The sequence below is a fragment of the Pseudomonas sp. LB3P25 genome, from assembly GCF_054897985.1.
The window spans coordinates 1022634-1045906 of sequence record NZ_CM142711.1 but is presented as its reverse complement, the minus strand read 5'-3'; the positions used below and the strand labels follow the sequence as shown (position 1 = coordinate 1045906).

Below are 23273 nucleotides of genomic sequence, written 5' to 3'. Positions count from 1 at the left end.
TTGCGCCGATTCTGAACTTGAGGAGATTTCTGATGAGTGAAATGCAAGGCTTCATCCTGCACGCCAAGACCCGCCCGGAAAAATCCGACGCCTTCGAAGCGTTTTTCAGCGGCTATGTGCAAGCAAGTCGCGCCGAGCCCGGTTGCATCGAGTACCACATGCTGCGCGACAAACAGGACCCGACGCTGTTTATCTTCTACGAGATCTGGCAGTCCCAGGCCCACCTGGACGTGCACTCGAACCTGCCGCACATGCAGCAGTTCCTAGAGCAGCGCGATGAGTACCTGGAACGGGATTTCGATATCCGCGCCATCGACATGCTCAGCCCGTCGTCCGCTACCCGCTGATCAGCAAGTGGCCGCCGAGCACACCGAGGCCGATGAAGAACACGCGCTTGAACAACACGGCGCTGATCCGCTGGCGTAGCCATTGCCCCAGCAACATGCCGAGCACCGCCGGGATCAGCGCCAGCAACGACGCACTTAACTCGCCACCACCAAGCGCACCACGCCACAAAAGTCCGGCGGCCAAAGCGAGGGTCGAGACGGTGAACGACAATCCCAGCGCCTGCACCAGTTCATCCTTGCTCAAGCCCAATGCTTGCAGATAAGGCACGGCCGGAATCACGAAGACGCCGGTGGCCGAGGTGATGACGCCAGTCAACAGGCCGCAAAAAGGACCGAGCCAACGCTCGGTGTGACGGCCGACACGCAAGGTCGGCAGAAACAATCCGCTCAACGCATAGAGCAACAGCGCAGCGCCCAACCCTCGCACGACCCAATGACCACCGGCCATGCCGATCCATAACGTGCCGGCCCCCGTGCCGATGAAGATCGCCAGCAACATCGGCCACAACCGTTTGATCAACCCCCGCAGATGCCCGCCGAATGCCAGTTGCCAGACATTGGTGAGCGTCGCGGGGATGATCAGCAGTGCGGCAGCCTGCGACGGCGCCATAGCCAGACCGAGCAAACCCATCGCGATGGTCGGCAGACCCAGGCCGATCACACCCTTGATCATGCCGGCCAGCAGAAAGGTTGCGATGACCATCAATGAAAGGGCCAGACCGAGGTTTTGATAGAACGCGGCGAGAGTATTCATGGCGCTATCGTGGGCCTGGATTGGCTGCTTGAAAATCTGCCATATACTGAGGCAGCCTCTTATTTGACAAGAGGCTTAAGGTTTCGTCGTTTTTACTGACGCCTTCGCGAGCAGGCTCGCTCCCACAGGTGACCGCGTCGTCCGGGCTGACTCGGTCTACTGTGGGAGCGGGCCTGCTCGCGAAAGCGCCCTTTCAGACAATAAATATTCTGGGCTTGTTGCGATGCACTTCGACCTGACCGACCTGCGCCTCTACCTGAACATCCTCGACAGCGGCAACATCACCGCCGGCGCCGCTCGCAGCCATTTGTCCCTGGCGGCAGCGAGCGCGCGAATCCGCGCCATGGAAGCCTCACTTGGCATCGAATTCCTGGACCGCGGTCGTCGCGGCGTCACACCGACACCGGCCGGCAAAGCCTTGGCGAAACACGCCCGGGCCTTGCTGCAACAAGCCGAATGCATGCAACAGGATCTGGCCGAATACGCCAAGGGCGTCAAAGGTCAAGTACGGTTGCTTTGCAACACCACAGCCATCACTGAATACCTGCCGGAGTTGCTTGCCGACTTTCTGCGCGAGCATCCGAACCTCGACATCGACCTTCAAGAATTGCCCAGCGCCCGCATCACCCATGCGTTGCGTCAGGGGGCGGCAGACCTCGGGATCGTGTCCGACGCGGTCGACACTGATGACTTGCACACCCGGCCGTTTCGCGATGACCCGCTGGTGCTGATCCTGCCCCCGGAACATCCCCTGACCGAACACCCGTCACTGACCTTCGCCGACACCTTGAGCCACGACTACGTGGCCCTGGACGCCAGCAGTGCATTGGCGATCCACCTTGAGGAACAGGCCCTGCACATTGGCCAGCGCATGCCGATCCGTATTCGTGCCGACGGCTTCGACGGGGTCATTCGCATGGTCGCTCGCGGCGCAGGACTGGCCATTGTGCCGCTGGTCGCCATCGAGCGCTGGCTACCGGCGCAAGCTGTCACGACCCGCGCTCTTCCCGAAGACTGGGCCAACCGCACCCTGAAAATCTGCGCCCGTGACGTCGACAGTCTGCCCGGTTACGCCAGGGCCTTGCTCGAGGCGCTGACGCCGGGAACGCCTTGACTCTACCGTTAGGGGCAGACTCTATGCTGCGGGCTTCATTTCAGGAGTACATGCGATGAGCAAACGAATGCTCGTGATTCTGGGTCACCCCTCCACCGACAGTTTCTGCGGGGCGCTGAGCGAAACTTACGTCCAGGCCGCCAAGGATGCCGGTCATGACGTGCGCCTGCTGCGTCTGGATGCGCTGGACTTCGATCCGGTCCTGCACGAGGGTTATCACACGATCCAGCCGCTGGAGCCGGACCTGTTGCAAGCCCAGGCCGATATCACCTGGGCCGAACACCTGACGTTCGTTTATCCGATCTGGTGGGGCGGCATACCGGCGCTGATGAAGGGCTTTCTCGACCGTATTTTCCTGCCCGGTTTTGCCTTCAAATACCGCGAGGGCAAGGCCTTCCCCGACAAATTGCTCAAGGGACGGACCGCACATCTGCTGGTGACCATGGACACGCCGCCCTGGTATTACAAATGGGTCTATCGCATGCCCGGCCTGCACCAGATGCGCAAGACAACCCTGGAGTTCTGCGGCATCAAGCCGTTGAAGACCCTGACGTTCGGGCCGATCCTGGGTTCCAAGTCGACCCAGCGTGACGCGTGGCTGGAACAGGCCCGGGTCACCGCCGGCAGCTGATGCTCCCCCTCGCTGTTTGCTGACGACGCGCCCTCGCCGTCAGCCCCTCCCGCCCCCTTCAAGCGGTCGTTCGTCGCGTGCGCGCGTCATTTACACTCCGCTGCAACCTTTGAATGTTATTCCCTATATTATTCCCCCGATCAGGCATGAAGTCTGGTCGCGCTATACCCTGTTTGATCATCGAGACGGATCTTTATGTATATCGGTAAAGCTGCCCAGCTGTCGGGCACCACAGTCAAAAGCATTCGCCATTACGAAGAAATCGGCCTGTTGCCCGAGCCCAAGCGTGAAGGCAAATACCGCATCTACAGCCAGCAGAGTGTCGAGGTGTTGACGTTCATCAAGTGCGCCCAGCAACTGGGTTTCAAGCTCAAAGAGCTGCAGGTGATGTTGAACAACTACCACGGTGATGAATTCCCGTGGGACATGGCGCAAAAAGCGATTGCCGAAAAAAAGGCCGAGCTGGTCTCCCAGATCGGCGCTCTACAGCAATTGCACAATGGCCTCGAAGCGTTTGAAAGCAGCCTCAACGATGCCCGACAGGAATGTCAGTTCGAGCGTATCGCCCGCTATGGCGAAAAAAACCCGAACCATACGCTGAACTGAAATCCCTGCTGCGCTGGATGACCAGGCTCGCAGGTCACCTGGGCGCCTGCGGTCCCGGTCGTCCGGTCAGCTCAAGGCAGGATCCCCCACGGCTCGGTCCTGTTCAGGCACCGGAACAATTGCCGCGAAGAACCACGGCGACACCAGCGTCACCAGCAGAATGGTCATGACACCGCTGGAGAACAGCGCCATCGCCACCAGCGCGCCCAGATCGACAATCGGCTTGAAGTCGGAAAACAGCAGCGCCATGAAGCCCACGGAGAAAATCACCACGTTGACCACGGTCGAACGGCCGACGCTGTGCATCGCCTGCAAAATAGCCGCATCGACATGAATCCCTTGCTCCACCAACAGCTTGATCCGTGACAGCAGGTGCACCGCGTAATCGACCACACCAACCACCAGGAAGGTCACCAGCGTCGTGCCGATGTTCAGTTCGATGCCGAACAGGAACATGAAGCCGTAGACCGTCACCGAGGTGGTCAACAGGGTCAGCATGCCGAGGATCCCCAGGCGTACCGACTTGAGCCAATACATCATCATCAGCGTGACCACCAGCAACGCCAGGGAAAAACTCAGGACCTGGCCCTGGGTGATTTCCTGCAACACGCCGGTCCAGATCACTGGCGTGCCGGCGTGTGTCACTTCGAGGTTGGCCGGTTTGTTCACCAGCAACCAGGCATCGAGCCGATCCAGCATGCCCTGGTAGTCGCTGGCCACCGACGACGTCATGGTGTACAGCGTCAGCGCCTTGGAATAGTCGGCGTTGAGCACATTGTTGAGGTCCGAACCACCGCCGTTCTCGAACAGCATCACGTGCTGCTCGATCAGCGAATTGCCCGGCACCTCGAACTGCTCGGTCTGCCCCTCGTCATTGACTGATGTGACCCGCTCCGTCGCTTGGGGCACGCGCAAGTAGTCGGGATTCATGTCATTGAGCACCAGGTTCATGCGCTTGACATACGTGGCCAGGGAATAGCCATAACTGACATCCGGTTGCTGCTTGATGAAGTGGTCGAGCTTGTCGATGAACTGCACCACCTCCGTGGTCAGCACCCCACGCGGCTCTTTGCTGTCGATGGCGATCCAGCCCGGCGCCGTGCCCGCGACATTGGCGTGGTTGATGAACTGGTCCGAAACGCGGATATGACTCTCGGGCTTGAAGTAGGCGATGCCCGAGTCTTCGATATCGACACGGAAGGTAAACACCGTCATCAGCGCCAGCAACGGCAGCGTCACCATCAGGATCGGTTTGCGCCACTGAATCAGTCGCGCACAGAACGCCACCAGATAGCGCGAGATGATCGATTCCTTATGCACGGCAGCCAGGGTTTTCGGGGTTTGATCCTTGCCCCAGATCGAGATCCAGGCCGGAATCAGCAACAGCGAAATGATCAGCGCCGCCGTCAGGCCAATGGACATGAACACGCCGAAATTGCGGATGCTGACAATGTTGTTGGTGGTGGAAATCATAAAGGTGGCGATGGTGGTCACCGTCGTCAACACCACCGGCACCACCATCAGCCGTTGCGTTTCACGATTGGCTTCACGGTTACTTTTACCGGCGTTTTTCTGCTCGTAATACTCGGCCATCACATGGATCGCATCCGAGCAGCAAATGGTGAACAGAAACACTGGCAGCACGCTGGTCAGCAAGTCAAACGGCACCCGCAACAAGGCCATCAGGCCCAGTGTCCAGATGGTGCAGAACAGAATGTTGAACAGCGGCAACAACACGCCCAGCGGTTTGCGGAAGAAGAAAATCAACAGCAGGGTGATCAGCAAAAAGACAATCGGAAACAGCACCGCCAGGTCATGGTCGATGATCTCCTGCTGGGCCGCGATGAAGATCGGCATCCCGGCAATGAAGATCTCATCCTTGAACTCGGGGTGCGCCGCCTGATAGTCCGCGACGATCCCACGCACAATCTGGTAGGCGCGCAGTTGCGCCTGGGCATCGTCTTGCTTGGTGCCCAGCTCGGCCACCAGCATCGCGACTTTCTTGTCCTTGGAGACCACCCCGTCGACCATCAGCTCGTTGCCCATGATCTGCGACTCGACCAGCGCCGGGTCCATGTCGTAGGCGTTGAGGGTCTTGTGGATCAGCAACTCGCCATCGTCGGTCAGCACGATGTTTTCCAGGTCGCCCATGGACGCCATTTCGCGGATCGGGTTGATTCGCTCGGCGAGAAAGGTCAGGAACAGCTGATCATGGGCATCCCAATTCTGGCTCTGGGCGTAATCACGCAGGGCCTTGGCCTGGGCGTAGTCGTTCTGCGAAAACCCGTTCTCCAGAATGTCGCGCGTCAACAACTGCGCCCGACTGTCGTCCGGGTGCCTGGCGACGATTTGCGTCAACTGCTCCTTGTCGGCGTCGTTGGCCAGGATCATTTTGCGCACCGATTGCGACATCGAAAACAGTGCGTTGAGGGTCTGCTTGTTGAACACCGTCTGCGGGTTGTTGATTGCCACCATCACCGAGTCGAATGTGCCGGTGAATTCGCTTTGCAGATCAATGATCGTCTTGCGCGCCGGATGGGTTTCCTTGAGCAGGTAAGGGTTGGTGTCGGAGATCAGCGCGCCCAGCGTATAGGTAAAATACGCCGTGATTGCCACCAGCAGAAAAACGATCGCCCGCGCATAGCGCTCGACGAAGTTCAGGTATCTTTCCATGATCATGCGTTCCAGGGTCGTCAGGGTCGGCGCTTAGCGGGCAGACACGGCAAAGTCCGGCACGTCGCCGGTTTTCAGTCCGCGCTTGATGGCGGTCTGGGTGAACAAACGGTCTTCCAGTTGCACGTTGTATTGCAGGTGGTTGAAGCGCATCTCTGAACGCGTGCCGTCGATGAAGTGTTCGGTTTCGCTCAGCACGACGCTGTCGATCGAGTCGATGGTGTCGACCTTTTGCGTGCGCATCTGCTTGACCAACACGCCTTTGACGTCGAAGAAATCCTGACGCATGACCAGAAAATTCTGCTTGTCGATCCACACTTTCAGTTTGTTGTAGCCAGTCTTGGCCAGCACCTCGGGAGACGCCGGCTCACGCTCGATCACGTAGCAATCGCGGCCCTTGACCTGCTCTTCGCCGACCAGTGTCTGGGAGTAATCCTTGACCCGGATCTTGTCCAGGTCGGCGTAGGAGTACTCGCTGCCCATGAACGAGCCGCGCTTGTCGGTGGTGGAGATCCGCCGCGTCTGGCGGCTGACCGGCAAGTACATCCACTGGCTGTCTTCCAGCCCCAGGGTTTCGTGGGGGTTTTCGATATGAAAGGCCACGTCGCGCACGTCCGTGGGGGCGGAAAAATACATGCTGAATTTGTCGCTGTCCGGGTAATCCTTTTGCAGGTAAGTGAACTCGCGAACCCGGGTATTGCCCTTCTTGTCGTGAAGGATCAGCGACACTTGGGACATGAAGCTTTTACCGTCGTTTCGATCGCGCACCTGGCGGATGATTTCATCGGCATTCTTGCCTTCGGCGGCGGTGGCGCAAGCGCCGCTCAGGATCAATGCGGCGGCGGTCAGACTTTTGAACAGAGGCAACATGGGAACTTCCCTTTTCGTCAGATGAATATGGTCGAGCCAAAGCGCCAGGGGCACGCAGGCGTCATGGGGTTAAAACAGGTAACCGGCGGACAGCCGCACTTGATCGCGTTTGTCATACTCGCCGAAGGGCTTGTCGGGCTTGCCGAAGAACACATCCACTTCCAGCCCGAGCTTGATCCAGTCCACCGGTTTGTAGGTGAAGATGCCTTGCAACAGCGCATCGTCGTTAAACGGCGGCGAAGCGGCGACCACCAGCCGGCTCTTGAGTCGGTCCTGCCAATGGGTGCCTTCGGCCGACAGGGTGAACAGGTGCTCTCGCTTGTCCTGCAGCATGCCGTCCTGCCAGTCGAGCAGTTGCTGCTCCTGCCATTGCAGGGAAATCAGCCAGTCGCGCAGCAAGTAATCGACGCCCAGCAACGACTTGACCATCGGGGTGCTGTCGGTGCCGTAGGCACGGGTCGGATTGGTCACCCGCCAGTTGTCGAACCAGGCAATTTCGCTGCGCACCACGATGCTGTGACCGGCGTCGATCGCCAGCCCCGCACCGCCCATGGTGTAACGGGGAAACTGGCGTTCCAGCCGCGTGCGGCCGTCATCGGCCAGGCCTTCGACGGCGTACACCGGGTCCTGTTGGCGGGCGTTCAGAGCGACAAAACTGGTGTCCACCGAACCGATCCGGCCGTTGGCGCTCAAGCCATACGAAAAACCCTTGTCACCGTCGTAGCCGGGCTTGGAATCCAACAGGAAATACTGTGGATCCGGCGCTGCAAACAACGGCGCGTCGAACTCGCTGCCCGCCACCGGCGGCTGGTTTTTGACAAAATCGGTGACCCACAGCGCCTCCAGTTCCCACTCGCCCACCGGTTGCGCAAACCGCACCATGGGCACCGCGATGCGGCTGTCTTCCAATAGCGGAGTCAGGCCATCGCGATAGTCCACCGGGTTGACCTGATCGAGCACCCGCAACTCATCGGCACGGCCCCAGACCACTTGCTGCCAGCCGATGGTCACTTCGCCGTCGCCCACCGACTGGCCCCAGTACAAATGCCGCCAGTCGGCGTCGAAGCGGTATTTGTCCCGCGCCCGTTCGCTGTACGGATTGTTGCCGTCGTAGCGGGCGTCGTAACGCACCCGGCCCTTGGCCTTGTAGTAACCACCGTCCCAGTTGTCTTCCAGGTTGGCTTTGAAATACATGGCCTTCTGGGTGACCTGGTCGTCACCGTGCAAGCGCAACGCGGTGGCCACGCCGACTTCGGCGTCGGCGTAATCTGGTTTGAAGTCGTCCACCGTCAATTCAGCCAGCGCCGGCGGCGCGACCATGCAGGCCAATACCGCCCACGCGGTGCGGCTGATGTGTGATTCCTGCATGGCTACATTCCCAACCCGACACCGCCGTCGATCACCAGGCTCTGGGCGGTCACCCCGCCCGCTTCGGGGCTGGCCAGGTAACGCACCATCGCCGCAACTTCTTCGCTTTGAATGAAGCGACGCATCGGCAGTTTCTTCTTGGCGTTGCGCAGGATCTGTTCCTGGGTCAGCCCGGCAATGGCCGCTTGTGCCGCCAATTCACCTTGCAGCATGGGCGTATCGATCCACGCGGGAAGAATCGCATTCACCGTAATCAGCCGTGGTGCCAGGTCCATCGCCAGGGCCTTGGTCATGCCGATGATGCCGTGCTTGGAAGCGCAGTACGCGGTGTTGCGGACCTTGCCGGCACGGCCGAGGATCGACGACATGTTGATGATCCGCCCGCGATCCGGCATCAATGGCAGGCACAACGAAGTGACGTAGAACGTACCGTTGAGGTTGACCGAAATCACCTTGTGCCAGTTGTGCAAATCTTCCGGTTCATTCTCGTTGCAGATGCCGGCGCTGTTGACCAGCACATCGACGTAATCCACTTGTTTGGCGAGCATTTTGAAGAACGCTTCCATGCCCGCCAGGTCGGCAATGTTCGCGGAATGGGTTTCGACCCGGGCCTTGATCTGCCCGTGTTGCTCGTCGACCCAGCGTTGCAGTTCCGGCAAATCCAGGTCCAGCAGGATTAAGCGGTGCCCGGCGTCGGCGGCAAAATTCTCCGCCACCGCCCGGCCGATGCCCTTGGCGGCACCGGTAATCAGAATGGTCCGGCTCATGGCATTTTCAACCCGCCGTTGACCGGCAGGACCTCACCCGTCAGGTACAAGCCGCGATCGGCGATGTACAGCACCGCCTCGGCAATTTCTTGTGGTTCGGCATAACGCTTGATCAGCAACCGCGACTGGATTTCCTGCTCCTGACTGCCAATCAGCGCCGTGCTCATTTCGGTGTTGACGATGCCCGGGGCCACCGCATTCACCCGAATGTTGCGCGGCGCCAGTTCCACCGCCAGGGCGCGGGTCAGCGCTTCGACTCCGCCCTTGGCCGCGGCATAGTTGCTTTGCCCCTTGCCGGGTTTCTGCGCGGCCACTGAACTGATGTTGACGATGCACCCGCTGCGCTGACGCATCATGCCCGGCACCACCTGCTGACAGCAGAGCAAGGTGCCGATCAGGTTGGTCTGGATCACCTCGAGGATGTCGCGGCTCGGCATCGTCGCCAGCAACCCGTCACGGGTGATGCCGGCGTTGTTGACCAGCAGATCGACGCGCTGGAAATGCTGGTCGACGCGTTCGAAAAAGCCTTTGATGCTGTCGCCGCTGCTGACATCGCACTGCAGCGCCAGACACTCGAGGCCAAGCACCTGGACCTCGTCACGCAAGGACATGGCGGCCACTTCGTCGCGCACATAACTGAATGCGATCTGATAACCCGCGCCGGCCAGGGCCAGGACGATTGCCCGGCCGATACCACGACTGCCACCGGTCACCACTGCTACTTTATTCGGCATGACCGTTCCTTAGAGTGAGTTGTCAGTCTTGAACTGCGCGAGGCTGAAGCCGTGGGTCGCGGCCAGGGCACGAATCTGCTGCACTTGCTCGCGGCTGATATCGCCGTAGGAGTAGTGCTGTTTCATCCCGGACAAACCCATCAACACCGACTCCGCCATGCAGGCATACAGCTGACCTTCCTTGAGGTAGGCGCGCACGTTGCGGATCAGGCCATCGCCCAACGGTGTCTGGACAATCCCGCCATGCATGTACAGCACGTCGGGACGTTGGCTGGATAGGTTCTGATCGACGTTCAGCGGCACCGCGATGTCGCAGATCACACTGTTTTCGGCGAAGTGGTCGGCACCGAGAAACGGTTGAGGGGCGTTCGCGGCACAGAGCACGATGCGCGCCTGTTTCAGCACCTCAAGGTCATTGCTGACCGTGATGAACGCATTCGAACCCAGGTGCTCTTCGACCAGGCGCTGCACCCGCTGACCGAGGTCGGTACCGGCACCGTGGGCCTGCAACAACGCGTCGATGCCGTCGAGTTTCTGCAAGCGGCTGGCGAGGCGGTCATGTTCGGCGACACCCTTGAGAATCGCGCGGGCGGCCTCGGCGTAAATCAGCTGGGCGGTCTTCTCCAGGCGCCGCACTGAGCCGTCGCGACCGCTACCGATGAGGATCAGGTGTTCGACACTGGTGGACAGCAACGAGGCGTACGTCGAGGCAATGTTGCCGGCCGCGCCGACCACCGCCGCCGTCTGTTCGCTCAGTTCCAGGCCTTGCTGCTTGCAGCCTTGCTCGATCGCTTCCAGCCCCATGCCGATGGTCAGCGCGTTGCCGGAAGTCAGCGCCATGTCGGGGATTTTCAGCGCCTGACAGTTGTTGGTGACGATCGAGGTGTACATGCCCAGACCGGCCACACTGTAGCCATCGGCCCGGGCATCACGGATGCGATTACCGACTTCGTCCCGGATAGTGTCCAGGTCACCACTGGCGATGTACGCGGCCATGGCATCGGAGTCCATGCACAACGGGTACAGGGTGAATTCCACGGCGGTGCCGAGTTTCGAACGGATCAGCACCGGGCCGATTGGTGCGGCACGCCGCTCCGGAGCCATGCGCTTGATGAACTCGCGTTTCTGTTCGGCGCTGAGGGTGGACAGCGACGGGTCGACATCACTGAGCATGTCCGAATCGATCAGGTGATTGATGAACGCCACGCGCGCCACCACGCGAACGCTCTCGTCAGACTTTGGGAGGTTTTCAGGCTCCTTGAAGCTCACTTCGCGAGCCGGTACTTCGCGGATGCTGTCGGCGCACACTCCGGCCGCCAGCGGGAAGGCATCGCGGCGACGCAGCATGTCACAGACCTTTTGCAACGCGCCGATCAAGCCGTCGATTTCCTCGAAGGTGATGCACACCGGTGGCTCCAGGCGAATCACGTTGGCGTTACTGCCCGACGGCGCGACCCGCAGCGATTCGAATTGCAGCAAGTAGCCGGCGATGATGTAACCCAGCGCATCGTTGTACTGCGCCGACGCCTGGACCAGCGAACTGGTGCCGGTCAGGTCGTGCAATTCGAACCCCAGCAACAAGCCACGGCCACGCACATCGGCAATCACGTCCGGGTACGCGGTTTTAAGTTCGAGCAATGACGACTTGAGGTATTCACCTTTCCTGTTCACGTCCTTGAGCATGGCGCTGTCATTCGCAAACAAGCGGCGCAAGGCCGACAGGGCGATATGGCACGAGGCATCGTCCTCGGCGAAGGTCGAGCTGTGGATGTAGCTGAAATCGGTTTCGTAGTGGCTGGCGCGGATAACCGTAGCGGCAATTTTCATCAGGCCACCGCCCAACGCCTTGGACAGGCAGTAGTAATCGCCCTGCAAGTTGAAATGGCTGGCGCCAAGCAAAGTGCCGGTGCGGCCGAAACCCGATTGCACTTCGTCGATGATCAGCGGGCATTGCTGCTCATTGCACAGGCGACGCAGGCCCAGGTAGAACTCGCTGGCAAACTCGTTGATGCCGCCCTCGCCCTGGATCGGCTCCAGCAACACCGCCGTGATCGCACTGAAGGCTTCACGGCGCACCTGCAAGGTCTCGCCGCTCCACTCCAGGCTCAGCCAATGCCGTGTGTGACGGGCCGGTAAATCCTGGAGTTGTTGGGGTTGTTGCGGGTCGATGAACTCGACGTTGAGGCCAAAACGGGCGAACGGCTGGCGGTACTGCTTGCCGTAAGTCAGCTGGACGGTGTTCACCAGTTTGCCGTGGAAGCTGCCGCGCAGGGCCACGAATACCGGTTCGACATGCAACTGCGCGAGGTTGTGTTGACGCACCGCTTCCACCACCTGGCGCACGGTCACGTATGACAGATTGTCTGGCAGCAACCCGGCGGGCAGGTCGAGGTCGTCGACGTCCAGTTCAACGTAGGCCTTGTCACTGGCGGTCAAATTGGCCAGGGCGAAATCCCGTTCGTCGAACTGTTTTTGCAAGGTTTTCTGGCGGCGGTATTCGGCATGCTTGACGGCGATTTCCACCGACTCGGCGCCACTGTTGGAGAAGGTCGAAATGTAGCGCTCGCTGTTGTTCAACTCCCGGTTGAACGCCTCGCTGAGTTCGCGCCCCAACAGGCCGGCCGCGCCACGCACGGACATCTGCGCATTGAACGGCACATCAGCGCGCAACAGGCCGCAGAGTTGATCGACGAACTGCGGGTCATTGTGGCCAAACAACGCAGCGCCGTAACCGCCGAGAAAGTCGGTGACGGTCACATCGCAGCCCTGTTTGTCGCGGTAAAACAGCTTGCTGCCCAACGCCCGGTGGAACTGGCATTCCAGGCCCAGGGCCTGCATCAATTCAACGAATTTCGGTCGTACGTAATCGCGGTAATCCATGACAGCCATATCCCTTAAGTAGAAAAATAGAAGCGATTCAATGCACTCAAAACGGCTAGTCGGCCGCCTGATGATCGAGCTGGTAACAGGCGCTGAAACCGTTGTCGTCGCGGTTGATGATCAGGCAGTCGCGCAGCACCGCGTCCCGCCCCTCACCGAGCACAAACGGCAGGTGCGGATCCACCGATTGCTGCAACCCGATGATCGGCGGCACATGCTGGGCATGCAGTGCGTTGCGGGCCAGGATCAGGTCGACCAGGCTCGGCGCACCGCTGAGAATGCCGGTCACCGGCACGCTACTGGTGATGTGCGCGGCACCGGCGCGGGCCAGCGTTCGGGCCAGGTCGGCGTCCTTGTGCGGATTGCCGCTAGCGCTGCTGACCAGCAGATCGACCTGTTTGTCCGGCAGGTTCAACGCCCCCAGACGCGGGTGGGCGGAGAGTCCCGACAGGCAGGTCTGCGGCCCATCCGGTAGATCGTCGGCCCGGCGCAATATCAACGCCGCCGCTCCTTCACCGGCAATCCCGCCCGTGCCTTGACGATCGAATGCGCGCAAGGATTGGGAACCGTCGGTGCTGATCACGCCGGCCTCGGCCAGCGCGGCCAGTGCCAACGGATCGAGCTCACTGCCGGCGCCGACCACAATCGCCGCATCGATACGACCGCTTTGCAACGCCGCACACGCCTCACGCAATGCCGCCAGATTGCCGGCCACGCCTTGCATGTAGGCGTTGCATTCGCACTCCAGTTTCAGCGCCAGGCTGACGATCCCGAGCAAGCCGTTGCTCAGGCTTTTGAGTACCAGGAACGGATCGAGCGCGCGCTCCTGCAACACCCGTCGAGCCAGGCGCCGCATGTCGGCGCCGGACTCATCGCGGCACTCATGGAGTAACTCGCCATAGGCCGCCAACGACGGATGGGTGTAACCGCCCTGACAGCAATAGAGGCCATAACGCAGCCCGTCGTTGCCCGGTTCAAGCCCCGCTTCAGCCAAGGCCTGGCGCACCGCGCTGACACCCCAGATCACGGCCGGCGGGCAGTAGCGCTGGAGGTTCTGGGCCACGTCCTGGCGACTGGTTTGATGGTCTTCATCACTGACATGCCCGAAGGCTGCCACGCGCTCACTGTGAAACAAGTTCGACTGCAGCAAAGCGATGCCGCTGCGGCCTTCACTGGCCGCCGACCAGAAGCGTTGCACGCCCCAGCCGCTGGGTAATACGCAACCGCCGCCGGCGATCGCAACACGCACAGTAGCGCCAGTCATTGTGAGTGCTCCCGATATTTGCCAAGGGCCAGCGAGGTGTTGAGGCCACCAAAACCAAAGGAATTGCTCAAGGCAAAATCCACTCGGCGGCTGACCGCTTGCCCGGCGCAATAGTCCAGGTCGCACTGCTCATCGACGTCATGCAGGTTCACCGTCGGCGTGACCAGATCGTTCAGGCACGCCAGGGCCGTGATCATGCATTCGGGCGCGCCGGCGGCGGCAATCAAGTGCCCGAACTGCGACTTGTTGGCGCTGACAGCCAGGGACCGGTAGTGCTTGTGCTCGGCGAACACACTTTTGATCGCCAGGGTTTCCGCGACGTCATTGAGCGGCGTCGAAGTGCCGTGGGCGTTGATCAGATCGATCTGTTGCGCACGCAGGCCAGCGTCGTCCAGCGCGGCTTGCATCGCCAGCGCCGCGCCCCGGCCTTCGGGTTGCGGGGCGGTGACCCTGTAGGCGTCCAGGCTGCTACCGAAGCCGAGGACTTCGGCATAGGGCGTCGCACCTCGCGCCAGCGCATGTTCAAGGCTTTCCAGCACCACGAAACCACCGCCCTCGCCGGCAATCAGGCCACTGCGATCACGGTCGAACGGCCGGCACAGATCGACGCCCCAGCGCTGTTCGCTCGACGCTGCGCCGAGCAGGTACAGCGCGGCCATGGTGTCGATGTTCAGCACCGAGTCGGCGCCACCGGCAATCGCCACGTTCACTTCACCGCGACGAATCATCTGGAAGGCATTGCCGATGGCCTGGGAGGCGCCGGCGCATGCGCTACTGATATTGATCACGGGCCCTTCGCAGCCCAAGCCGTCGGCAATGACCCGCGCCAGTCGATCATTACTCTGACGCAGCGAGCCCTCGGCATTCACTTGCTCGGCACGGGGCATCAGGTGTTGCCAGCCCGGGGCGTGGCCATCCGGTACCTGGGTCAGCAGCATATCGGCCAGCATGTGTTGGGGCGCACCTGAAGCACAAAGTACGGCGGCTTCACGCAGTTGCTCTGGTGCAAGTCTGCTGTCGTTCACTGCCTGGGTGGCCGCCACCCAGCCAAAACGGCTGCGTTTTTCCAGGGCAACGGTCCAGGCCGGGTGCTCCTGCAGGGCCTCGGGCAACAGGCTCATATCCACGGCCGCGGCGTAGCGCACCGGGAATGTGCCGTCCTCCACCCCGTCGGGTTGCCATGGACGCACGCAATGTTCGGCGCCGAGCATCTTTTCCCAGAGGGTCTGCCATTCGAAACCGAACCCGGTCACGGCGCCCATGCCGGTAATCACAATCCGTGTCGCACTCATGTGTGCTTCTCCATGGTTTCACTGGCCAGCAGCAAGGCGCCCCAATGACCGGCGCGGCTATGGCTGACCAACAGCATGTAGCCCGGTGTCGCCGAGGCGTTGTGGGTATGGTGCAAGGCCAGCGCGATTTCGGTCAGCAAGGCGCTGGCGCCAAGATCGCCGGTCATGGCACGAGTGCTGCGAACGTCCCGTGGGCAGTCGGCGAACAGGCTCATCAATTGCGCATCCTCGGGATTGGCGACGATCTGCTCGACGTCACCGAGACACAGTTTTTCCAGGCTCAGTGCCTGGTCGATCACCCGCCGGGCAACCGCTGCGCCACGTCGCGGGTCAGCGCTGTAACCCCGGCCAAATCCGGCGATACGCAAGGCGTTCAGGGTGTCGGGCGAAGGTGCCGAGCCGAGCAGCAGCGCGGCGGCGCCCTCGCCATAAATCGCCTCGTCTGCCTGCTGGGGTTCACGCAGATACAGGGCCGGCGTCAGGTTCGGACTGCTGCTGACCACCAGCGCGGCGTCGGCACGTTGCTCGACAATCTGCTGACAGGCTTCGATCAGGGCATCGAGCCCAGCGTTGTCCTGGGAACAGAACCCGCCCATCGGCCCATGACATTGCAACGCTTCGGCCACGTAAGCCATCACGCTGCTGTTGAGCAGCGTCAGGGCGTGCAGCGGCGGCGTGTTGGCCAACAATTGCGCCAGAGGCTTTTGCGGTTGCTCGCCGATCGCTTGCACCGCGTCCCAGCAAGGGCTCGGCGCGTCGACTTCTGGAATGGCCGCCGTCAGGGCAACCCGTGCCGGCGGCAGATTCAGGGCCGTCAGCGCAGGCGCCAGGCGCGCCGCGCAATGCAACAGGCGCAAGCCTTGTGGTTCGACGCTGCGCTGGATCTTGCGGTCGAACAGATCGCTGGCCAGGCGCGGTGTCGGCAGCGGGTAAGCCCGTCGCGTCGCGTCGAATGCCAGCGGTTGCGGCGAAGGTGGCGTCCCGAGCAGGTCGGCGCATTCGCTGCCGGCGGCGTTCAATACGGCCGCCGAATGGATGTAAACGGCAATGCTCATGTCATGCCCTCCCCAGAACCAGCGAGCTGTTGACGCCGCCAAAACCGAATGAGTTGGACATCACCACGTTGATCGACTGGCGCATTGGCTCGCTGAGAAATGTCAGCGAGGGGTATTCGGCGCGGTCATGATCGTAGTTCAGGGTTGGCAACAGCACGCCGTCCCGCAGGCTGATCAGCGACAGCACCGCTTCAATCGCGCCACTGCCCGCCAGGGAATGACCGATGGCCGATTTGTTGGCGGTGAACGTCACGTGCTCCCGGCACTCGCCGAACACCCGCTGCAAAGCCAGGGCCTCACAGCTGTCGTTGGCTTGGGTTGACGTGCCGTGGGTGTTGACGTGTTGCACCGCGCTGCTGAGCAGCCCGGCGTCTTCGATTGCGGCTTCCATGCATTCCTCATATTTGCGGCCGTCCCGGCTGCTGGAAGTCATTTTTTGCGCCTCGCACACATTCGCGTAACCCAGCACTCGCCCCAACGGCGTGGCTTTGCGACGTTGGGCATGCTCGGCGGATTCGAGAATGACCATGGCCGCGCCCTCGCTAATCACGAAGCCGCAACGGTCCGGCATGAACGGTCGGCTCTGCTCGCCGGCAGGCAGGTCGGCCTGGCACAGCGCGCCGAGACTGTTGAACATGTAATACGGCAACTCGTTGGCCATCAGTTCGACGGCACCGCAAATGGCCAGGTCGATTTCGCCACGCTCGATCGCCCGGTAGGCGCTGCCAATCGCCATGGTGCCGGCAGCGCAGGCATCAGAGTGGGTCGAAATGTGATCGCGGATACCGAGCGTCTCGGCCAGGTGCAGGGTCTGCTGATCGACCCTGCGCCCGAAGACCGCGCTCGATGGCGCCGGGTTATTCAGCAGTTGATCCAGGTCGACACGCCCGTCTTCATCCATGTAGCGACTGGCCCGAAGCAGGTCGTGACTGTCCGCGCAGTACTTGTTGGCCCCCAGGAACAATCCACTGCGGGTGCGAGCAAAGGCTGTCGGGGTCAGGCCGGCGTGCAGCAAGGCTCGTCGGGCGACAAACTCGGCCAGCACGCTTTGCCGCGGATGCAGCGCAGCATTGCCGCCGAAACCGGCGGCGATCTGCTGCCACTGGCTGTCATCGATGAATCCGGCAGCGCTGTTGTTGAAGCCCAACGCCTTGAACCGTGGATGTTCGCGAACACAGGACTGCTTCTGGCAGATCCGCTCGAACAACGTGGCGGCATCCAGTGCCATGGGCGCCACCAGACCGAATCCGGTCACATAGACTTCTCGTGTCCGCATGAGAACTCCTACACCGTCTCTTGGGCGTGAGTGGCCACAAATTGCTCCACCAGTCGACGTGAAACCTCGTCGCCGTCGACCGGCACCAGCCGCGCACTACAAGCGCCACAGACCACTTGCCGGCGTTCGTTCAGCACAGCTTGATGAGCCCCGCAATCGGGGCAGCTTCGCGGCAGGTAGTTGAAGAGGTTGCGGCACTGTTGCGCCCAGTTGCGCACGGTGGTGGCGGCAAAGACCTGCGTCGGTTGCATTCCGGTCTGGAGTTGACCCAGGGAGTAGGCACTCAGGCTCTGTTCGAGCAAGGCTTTGCCGTTTTCGGTGATGCGCCCGTTTGCCAGGAACTCTCTGGCGTCGCCACAGACAGCGATGGCGTGATCGAGCACGCTGGTTTTGGGCAAGGTGCAGCCATACTGACGGCCCAGTTGAAAACTCAGGTCAACGATATCCAGCGAATCGGCGCTGAGGTCCTCGACGATACTGCTGCTCTCATCGATATCATCGACGCTCATCACCAACAGTTGCGCGAGGATCTCGCGGGTGCTGGCAATGACGTTTTCCAATTCCAATGGATTGTTCATCTCTATCTCCCTATATCGTGATTGCTTCATCAATTCCGCATGTGAGAAGTAACTATTCCCACGGCAACTTCTCACGCGGCGGAAATCTAAACTCTGCCCTTAAGGGGAGAGTCAACGAACTATTCAAAGTTTTTTAACAACTTGAGACAGGCGCAAAAATTGGCCTGCGCACCACACCCGGTTGGTGCGAAGTCGCGTGCCAGTCGACTTATTTACTTAACAAAGGCTGCGTATGGTGGGGGTGTGCGTCGTATCGCTGGCTAAATAGAGAGGGGACCGAAAGTATTAACTTCTGGCTGATGGCACGGACGTACAAATAATAAAAACCGGATAAGAAAGTAGTTATAACTTCATAACATTGTTCTATATCAGCGCAGTCACTAAACAATGCTCGTGCGGGATTACAAGCCGATCCGGCAAAGCGGCACAGCGCTTCTGGGTAACTGAGTGTCGAGCACAGACAACTGACCGGGTGCGGGGCGCTATAGGGTGCGACTTCAGTTCTCTAGTCCACTGCCCCGGAGTCCACATGACCGCACCGATTACCGTTCTTCGCGATACCCACCCACTGCCGGTGCTCGACGCCTGCAAATGGGAAAAACTCGAAGGCGACCCGCACACCGTCAACCTCAACGCCTACACCAGCGAAGACGGCAGCAAAATCATGGGCACCTGGATCTGCACACCGGGCAAATGGTATGTGGAATACGTGAAGTGGGAATACTGCGATTTCCGCGAGGGCTACTGCATCATCACCCCAGAAGGAAAGGAGCCGATCCATCTGCGCGCCGGTGATATTTTCGTCATTGAGCCGGGCATGAAAGGCACGTGGGAAGTGGTTGAAACCGTGCGCAAGTATTTCGTGTTTGCCTGATGCAAAAAACCGGGAGATCACCCGACGTGATTTCCCGGTAAATATCTTTGGATAAATGCAGACCTGTGGCGAGGGGGCTTGCCCCCGTTCGGCGGCGAAGCCGTCGTAAAACCTGTCTACACGGTGTGGCTGAGGGAATGCAGGGGGAGCGCTACGCACTCCAACGGGGGCAAGCCCCCTCGCCACAATCCCGGAAAACCCCTTATTGGGGTTTGCGATAGCTGTTGATGATCGCCGAGAAGTCCTTGCCACCTTCCCCACGCTGACTCATCGCCTGATACAACTGCTGAGCCACCGCGCCGAGCACCACCGGTTGGTGCGCTTGACGCGCTGCTTCCGTGGCCAGTCCCAGATCCTTGAGCATCAGTTCGGCACCGAAACCGCCGGTATAACCGCGCGAGGCCGGCGCCGTTTCGACGATACCTGGCCACGGGTTGTACATCTCGGAACTCCAGCAACGGCCGGTGGAACTGTTGATGATTCCCGCCAACACCGTCGTGTCGATCCCGAGCGCATCACCCAGCGCCATGGCTTCACTGACACCGACCATGGAGATCGCCAGCAGCAGGTTGTTGCAGATCTTGGCGATTTGCCCGGTGCCGACTTCGCCGCAATGGACGATGTTGCGGCCCATCTGCGCCAATACCGGCTGAAGGGTGGCGAACAGCTCAGGGGTAGCGCCGACCATGAACGTCAGGGTCCCGGCCGCTGCACCACCCGTCCCGCCAGAGACTGGCGCATCCGCCATGGCCACGCCTTGCTTGGCCGCTGCCGCAGCAACATCACGTGCGGTCTGCGGATCGATAGTGCTGCAATCGACTGCCGGCACGCCCTTGGCGATACCCGCCAGCACGCCGTCCTCACCCAGCCACACGCTGCGCACATGCACAGCGGCTGGCAGCATGGTGATCACCAGTTCTGCGCCTTGAGCGGCTTCACGTGCCGAAGCGCTGATGCTGCCGCCCAATTGCTCCAGCTCTGCCAGAACGGTTTTGTTCAGGTCGACCAGCCGTAGCGAATGGCCGGCCTTGATCAGGTTGCGCGCCATCGGCGCGCCCATGTTGCCGAGACCGATAAAAGCGATTTTCATATCCGGCTCCTTAACGCAAGTTGATGGTGGTGTTCACACCGTCGTTGACGCTGTTGTCATCGAACCAGCGACTGGTGACAGTCTTGGTCTGAGTGTAGAACTGCACCACTTGCTTGCCATACGGACCGAGGTCGCCAAGTTTGGAACCGCGCGAACCGGTGAAGCTGAAGAACGGAACCGGCACTGGAATCGGGATGTTGATGCCGACCTGACCGACGTCGATTTCGGTCTGGAATTTACGCGCCGCCGCACCGCTCTGGGTGAACAGGCCAGTGCCGTTGCCGAACGGGTTGGCGTTGACCAGTGCGATGGCCTCATCGAGGGTATCGACTTCCAGCACGACCAGTACCGGACCGAAGATTTCCTGGGTGTAGATCTGCATCTCGGGGGTTACGCCAGAGAACAGGGTCGGGCCGACAAAGTTGCCCTTCTCGAAGCCTGGAACCGTGATATCGCGGCCGTCCAGTTCCAGCTTGGCGCCTTCCTTGATGCCGCTCTCGATCAGATCCAGAATCCGCGCCTTGGCACGCTTGGAAATCACTGGACCAACATCTGTGCCCGGCTCGCTGCCGGCATTCACTTTGAGTTTCTGCGCCAGCGCCTTCAGGTCTGGCAGCCATTGCTTGGCCGCGCCCACCAGCACCACGACGGATGTGGCCATGCAGCGTTGCCCGGCCGCACCGAAACCGGCACCGACCAGCGCATTGAGCGCTTGTTCGCGGTTCGCGTCCGGTAGCACAACGGCGTGGTTCTTCGCGCCCATCATCGATTGCACGCGCTTGCCGTGTTTACCCGCCAGGTCGTAGACGTGAGTGCCGACTGCGGTCGAACCGACGAAGGAAACAGCCTTGATGTCCTTGTGGGTGCAGAGCGCATCCACCACGTCTTTACCGCCATGAACGACGTTGAGCACGCCCGCCGGAACACCGGCCTCGATCGCCAGTTCCACCAGCAGCATGGTCGACATCGGGTCCTGTTCGGACGGCTTGAGTACGAAGGTGTTGCCGCAGGCGATGGCCATCGGGAACATCCACAGCGGAATCATGGCCGGGAAGTTGAACGGGGTAATGCCGGCGCACACGCCGATTGGCTGACGCAGGGTGTAGGTATCGACGCCGCCAGCAACGTTCTCGGCGAACTCGCCCATTTGCAGGCTGCCGATGGAGCAAGCGTGCTCGACCACTTCCAGGCCGCGGAAGATATCGCCTTCAGCGTCGGCGATGGTTTTGCCTTGCTCATTGCTGAGCACCACGGCAATGCGCTTGGAGTGTTCGCGAATCAACGCCTGGAGCTTGAGCATGATGCGCATCCGCGCGCCGATCGGCGTCAGCTTCCAGGTCTGGAAGGCGCGATGGGCGGCGCTGATCGCGGCGTCCACTTCCTGCGCGGTTGCGAACGGAACCTTGGCCAGCACTTGCTGGGTGGCCGGGTTGACGATGTCGTGCCACTCAGTGGACTGGGACTCGACCCACTCGCCGTCGATCAACAACTTGACCTTCTGCACGGTGGTTTCGTTTGGCGTGAGCGATGCGTTCATGTTGGGTCTCCGGGACGTTGTTCTTATTTAGAGAGCTATCTGTGGAGCCAAGGCGAGAAAGTCGCCTTGAGATGAGGCGTGTGTCGCGAATTGGTTGTCGGACTGTTTTTGGAGTATAGATGTGCAAACTTCTAATAAGAACGCACATAAAAGCCGGTCCATCATGCAAAAAAACATCACGTCCTTAGGCTCGCTGAACTGGGATGACCTCAAGTTTTTCCTTGAAGTCGCCCGCACCCGCAAGGCCAGCACCGCGGCGAAGCGTCTGGCGGTGGACTACACCACCGTGTCGCGGCGCATCAGCTCGCTGGAAGCGGCGTTGGGCACTTTGCTGTTCGAAAAATCCCGGACCAGCGGTTTTGTCCTGACCGCCGAGGGCCAGCGGTTGCTGGGTTACGCCGAGTCGATTGAAAGCACGCTGCACATGGCCTGCGAGCAAGTTTCGGGCTCTGGCGTTGCGTTGTCCGGCCATGTGCGCATGGGCTGCACCGAAGGCTTCGGCAGCTTTTTCATCACCCCGCAGCTGAGCCATTTCGTCGACGCCTACCCGGCGATCTCGGTGGACATCCTGCCGCTGCCGCACTTCATCAGCCTGTCCAAGCGCGAGGCGGACATCGTCATCGCGCTGGAGCGCCCGGAGCATGGTCCGTACGTCTGTTGCAAACTCTGCGACTACCGATTGCAGCTGTACGCGACGCAGGATTATCTGGACAAGCACCCACCGATCCGCCGCCCGGCTGACTTGGGTAAGCATTCATTCATTAGTTACGTCGACGACCTGGCGTTCAGCTCGGAGCTGTTGTACCTGGCGAATGTACTGCCCGGCGCCAGTGCCAACCTGCGCAGCACCAGTGTGATTGCGCAATTCGTGGCCGCACAGCAAGGGCGGTCACTGGCGATTCTGCCGTGCTTCCTGGCGGCCCAGGATCCGCGGTTACTGCCGGTGTTGCCGCAGGAGATCAACATCACTCGACAGTTCTGGATGTACTGCCGCGAGGACCTGCGCAAGCTCAAGCGGATCACGTTGTTGTGGGACTACATCCGTGCGGTCACTGAGCAGAATCAAGGTCTGTTGATGGGTGAAAGTCGGGAGATGCTGTTCGCCGATTAGTCGGCGCTCACCACAATCGACACCCGGCGGTTTTCGGTACGACCGGTCGGCGTGTCGTTGGAGGCGACCGGCTCTCTGCTGCCGAGACCGCGCAATTGGATGTTTTGTTCTTTCATGCCAACGGTGGTCAGCACCTTGCCGACGCTTTTTGCGCGGCGCAGAGAGAGCAGTTCGTTGTAAGACTCTTTGCCCGAGGTATCGGTGTGACCATCGATCCGCACTCGCTCGATTCCGACACCCAGCAACGCCTTGCCGATACGCTCGACGATCTCGGTACTTTGCGAATTCAGGCTTTCGACGTCACTGCCAAACAGCACTTTGCCGGACAGGCCAAAGGCCCAACCCTCATCGGTCAATTCGAAACCTTGCTGCTTAAGCACTGTGATTTGTGCCGGAGTCAGGCCTTTTTGCGGCGCCGTCTGGCAACCGGTCAATGCCAGCAAGGCCATTAA

At 60.7% G+C, this 23273-nt stretch carries 21 protein-coding genes; 6 read left to right on the top strand and 15 right to left on the bottom strand.

Annotation, left to right across the window (positions count from 1 at the left end):
* Positions 1-32: 32 nt before the first annotated feature.
* Positions 33-347, top strand: a complete 315-nt coding sequence (locus tag ACYZTW_RS04525; protein ID WP_462003910.1) for a putative quinol monooxygenase — start codon at positions 33-35, stop codon at positions 345-347.
* On the opposite strand, the gene ACYZTW_RS04520 is transcribed toward ACYZTW_RS04525, so the two are convergent.
* Positions 337-1101, bottom strand: coding sequence for a sulfite exporter TauE/SafE family protein (locus ACYZTW_RS04520; RefSeq protein ID WP_462003909.1), 765 nt, complete (start codon positions 1099-1101; stop codon positions 337-339). The genes ACYZTW_RS04525 and ACYZTW_RS04520 overlap by 11 nt on opposite strands.
* A 223-nt stretch (positions 1102-1324) precedes the next feature.
* On the opposite strand from ACYZTW_RS04520, the gene ACYZTW_RS04515 reads away from it, so the two are divergent.
* From ACYZTW_RS04515 to ACYZTW_RS04505, 3 genes are all read left to right on the top strand, one after another.
* Complete coding sequence (locus ACYZTW_RS04515) at positions 1325-2215, top strand: LysR family transcriptional regulator (RefSeq protein WP_462003908.1); 891 nt, start codon at positions 1325-1327, stop codon at positions 2213-2215.
* Positions 2216-2270: 55 nt separating this feature from the next.
* Positions 2271-2846: an NAD(P)H-dependent oxidoreductase gene (locus tag ACYZTW_RS04510; protein ID WP_046045752.1), complete on the top strand. Its 576-nt coding sequence runs from the start codon at positions 2271-2273 to the stop codon at positions 2844-2846.
* Positions 2847-3041: 195 nt separating this feature from the next.
* Positions 3042-3452: a MerR family transcriptional regulator gene (locus tag ACYZTW_RS04505; protein WP_462003907.1), complete on the top strand. Its 411-nt coding sequence runs from the start codon at positions 3042-3044 to the stop codon at positions 3450-3452.
* Positions 3453-3518: 66 nt separating this feature from the next.
* Here the strand turns inward: ACYZTW_RS04505 and ACYZTW_RS04500 are convergent, their stop codons facing one another.
* From ACYZTW_RS04500 to ACYZTW_RS04450, 11 genes are all read right to left on the bottom strand, one after another.
* Complete coding sequence (locus tag ACYZTW_RS04500) at positions 3519-6125, bottom strand: efflux RND transporter permease subunit (RefSeq protein ID WP_462003906.1); 2607 nt, start codon at positions 6123-6125, stop codon at positions 3519-3521.
* A gap of 33 nt (positions 6126-6158) precedes the next feature.
* Positions 6159-6995, bottom strand: a complete 837-nt coding sequence (locus ACYZTW_RS04495; protein WP_462003905.1) for an outer membrane lipoprotein-sorting protein — start codon at positions 6993-6995, stop codon at positions 6159-6161.
* A 69-nt stretch (positions 6996-7064) separates the two neighbouring features.
* The gene (locus ACYZTW_RS04490; RefSeq protein ID WP_462003904.1) at positions 7065-8363 is read right to left on the bottom strand and encodes a DUF1302 domain-containing protein; all 1299 of its coding nucleotides are present in this window, start codon (positions 8361-8363) and stop codon (positions 7065-7067) included.
* Between the two features lie 2 nt (positions 8364-8365).
* Positions 8366-9130, bottom strand: coding sequence for an SDR family NAD(P)-dependent oxidoreductase (locus ACYZTW_RS04485; RefSeq protein WP_462003903.1), 765 nt, complete (start codon positions 9128-9130; stop codon positions 8366-8368).
* Positions 9127-9864: a 3-oxoacyl-ACP reductase family protein gene (locus ACYZTW_RS04480; RefSeq protein ID WP_462003902.1), complete on the bottom strand. Its 738-nt coding sequence runs from the start codon at positions 9862-9864 to the stop codon at positions 9127-9129. The genes ACYZTW_RS04485 and ACYZTW_RS04480 overlap by 4 nt, the downstream gene beginning before the upstream one ends.
* Positions 9865-9873: 9 nt before the next feature.
* A complete protein-coding gene (locus tag ACYZTW_RS04475) occupies positions 9874-12744 on the bottom strand; it encodes an aminotransferase class III-fold pyridoxal phosphate-dependent enzyme (RefSeq protein ID WP_462003901.1) in 2871 nt (956 codons plus the stop codon).
* Between the two features lie 55 nt (positions 12745-12799).
* Complete coding sequence (locus tag ACYZTW_RS04470) at positions 12800-14008, bottom strand: beta-ketoacyl synthase N-terminal-like domain-containing protein (protein ID WP_462003900.1); 1209 nt, start codon at positions 14006-14008, stop codon at positions 12800-12802.
* Positions 14005-15300 (bottom strand): beta-ketoacyl-[acyl-carrier-protein] synthase family protein, encoded by a 1296-nt coding sequence (locus ACYZTW_RS04465; RefSeq protein WP_462003899.1) that lies wholly within the window; start codon positions 15298-15300, stop codon positions 14005-14007. The genes ACYZTW_RS04470 and ACYZTW_RS04465 overlap by 4 nt, the downstream gene beginning before the upstream one ends.
* Positions 15297-16355: a beta-ketoacyl synthase gene (locus ACYZTW_RS04460; protein WP_462003898.1), complete on the bottom strand. Its 1059-nt coding sequence runs from the start codon at positions 16353-16355 to the stop codon at positions 15297-15299. The genes ACYZTW_RS04465 and ACYZTW_RS04460 overlap by 4 nt, the downstream gene beginning before the upstream one ends.
* Position 16356: 1 nt before the next feature.
* On the bottom strand, positions 16357-17631 hold the full coding sequence (locus ACYZTW_RS04455; protein ID WP_462003897.1) for a beta-ketoacyl-[acyl-carrier-protein] synthase family protein: 1275 nt from the start codon (positions 17629-17631) through the stop codon (positions 16357-16359).
* Positions 17632-17639: 8 nt separating this feature from the next.
* Entirely contained in the window at positions 17640-18209 is a 570-nt protein-coding gene (locus tag ACYZTW_RS04450) for an acyl carrier protein (RefSeq protein ID WP_462003896.1), read from the bottom strand.
* 529 nt (positions 18210-18738) lie between these two features.
* Between ACYZTW_RS04450 and ACYZTW_RS04445 the strand changes: the two genes are divergently transcribed.
* Positions 18739-19083, top strand: a complete 345-nt coding sequence (locus tag ACYZTW_RS04445) for a cupin domain-containing protein (RefSeq protein ID WP_007946320.1) — start codon at positions 18739-18741, stop codon at positions 19081-19083.
* A 202-nt stretch (positions 19084-19285) separates the two neighbouring features.
* Here the strand turns inward: ACYZTW_RS04445 and mmsB are convergent, their stop codons facing one another.
* Positions 19286-20173 (bottom strand): 3-hydroxyisobutyrate dehydrogenase, encoded by an 888-nt coding sequence (gene mmsB, locus ACYZTW_RS04440; protein ID WP_123365150.1) that lies wholly within the window; start codon positions 20171-20173, stop codon positions 19286-19288.
* A gap of 10 nt (positions 20174-20183) precedes the next feature.
* The gene (locus ACYZTW_RS04435) at positions 20184-21710 is read right to left on the bottom strand and encodes a CoA-acylating methylmalonate-semialdehyde dehydrogenase (protein WP_462003895.1); all 1527 of its coding nucleotides are present in this window, start codon (positions 21708-21710) and stop codon (positions 20184-20186) included.
* Positions 21711-21873: 163 nt separating this feature from the next.
* Between ACYZTW_RS04435 and ACYZTW_RS04430 the strand changes: the two genes are divergently transcribed.
* Positions 21874-22821 carry a LysR family transcriptional regulator gene (locus tag ACYZTW_RS04430; RefSeq protein WP_129438716.1) on the top strand — a complete coding sequence of 316 codons (948 nt, stop codon included), beginning with the start codon at positions 21874-21876 and terminating at the stop codon, positions 22819-22821.
* On the opposite strand, the gene ACYZTW_RS04425 is transcribed toward ACYZTW_RS04430, so the two are convergent.
* On the bottom strand, positions 22818-23270 hold the full coding sequence (locus ACYZTW_RS04425; protein ID WP_462005699.1) for an OmpA family protein: 453 nt from the start codon (positions 23268-23270) through the stop codon (positions 22818-22820). The genes ACYZTW_RS04430 and ACYZTW_RS04425 overlap by 4 nt on opposite strands.
* Between the last annotated feature and the right edge of the window lie 3 nt (positions 23271-23273).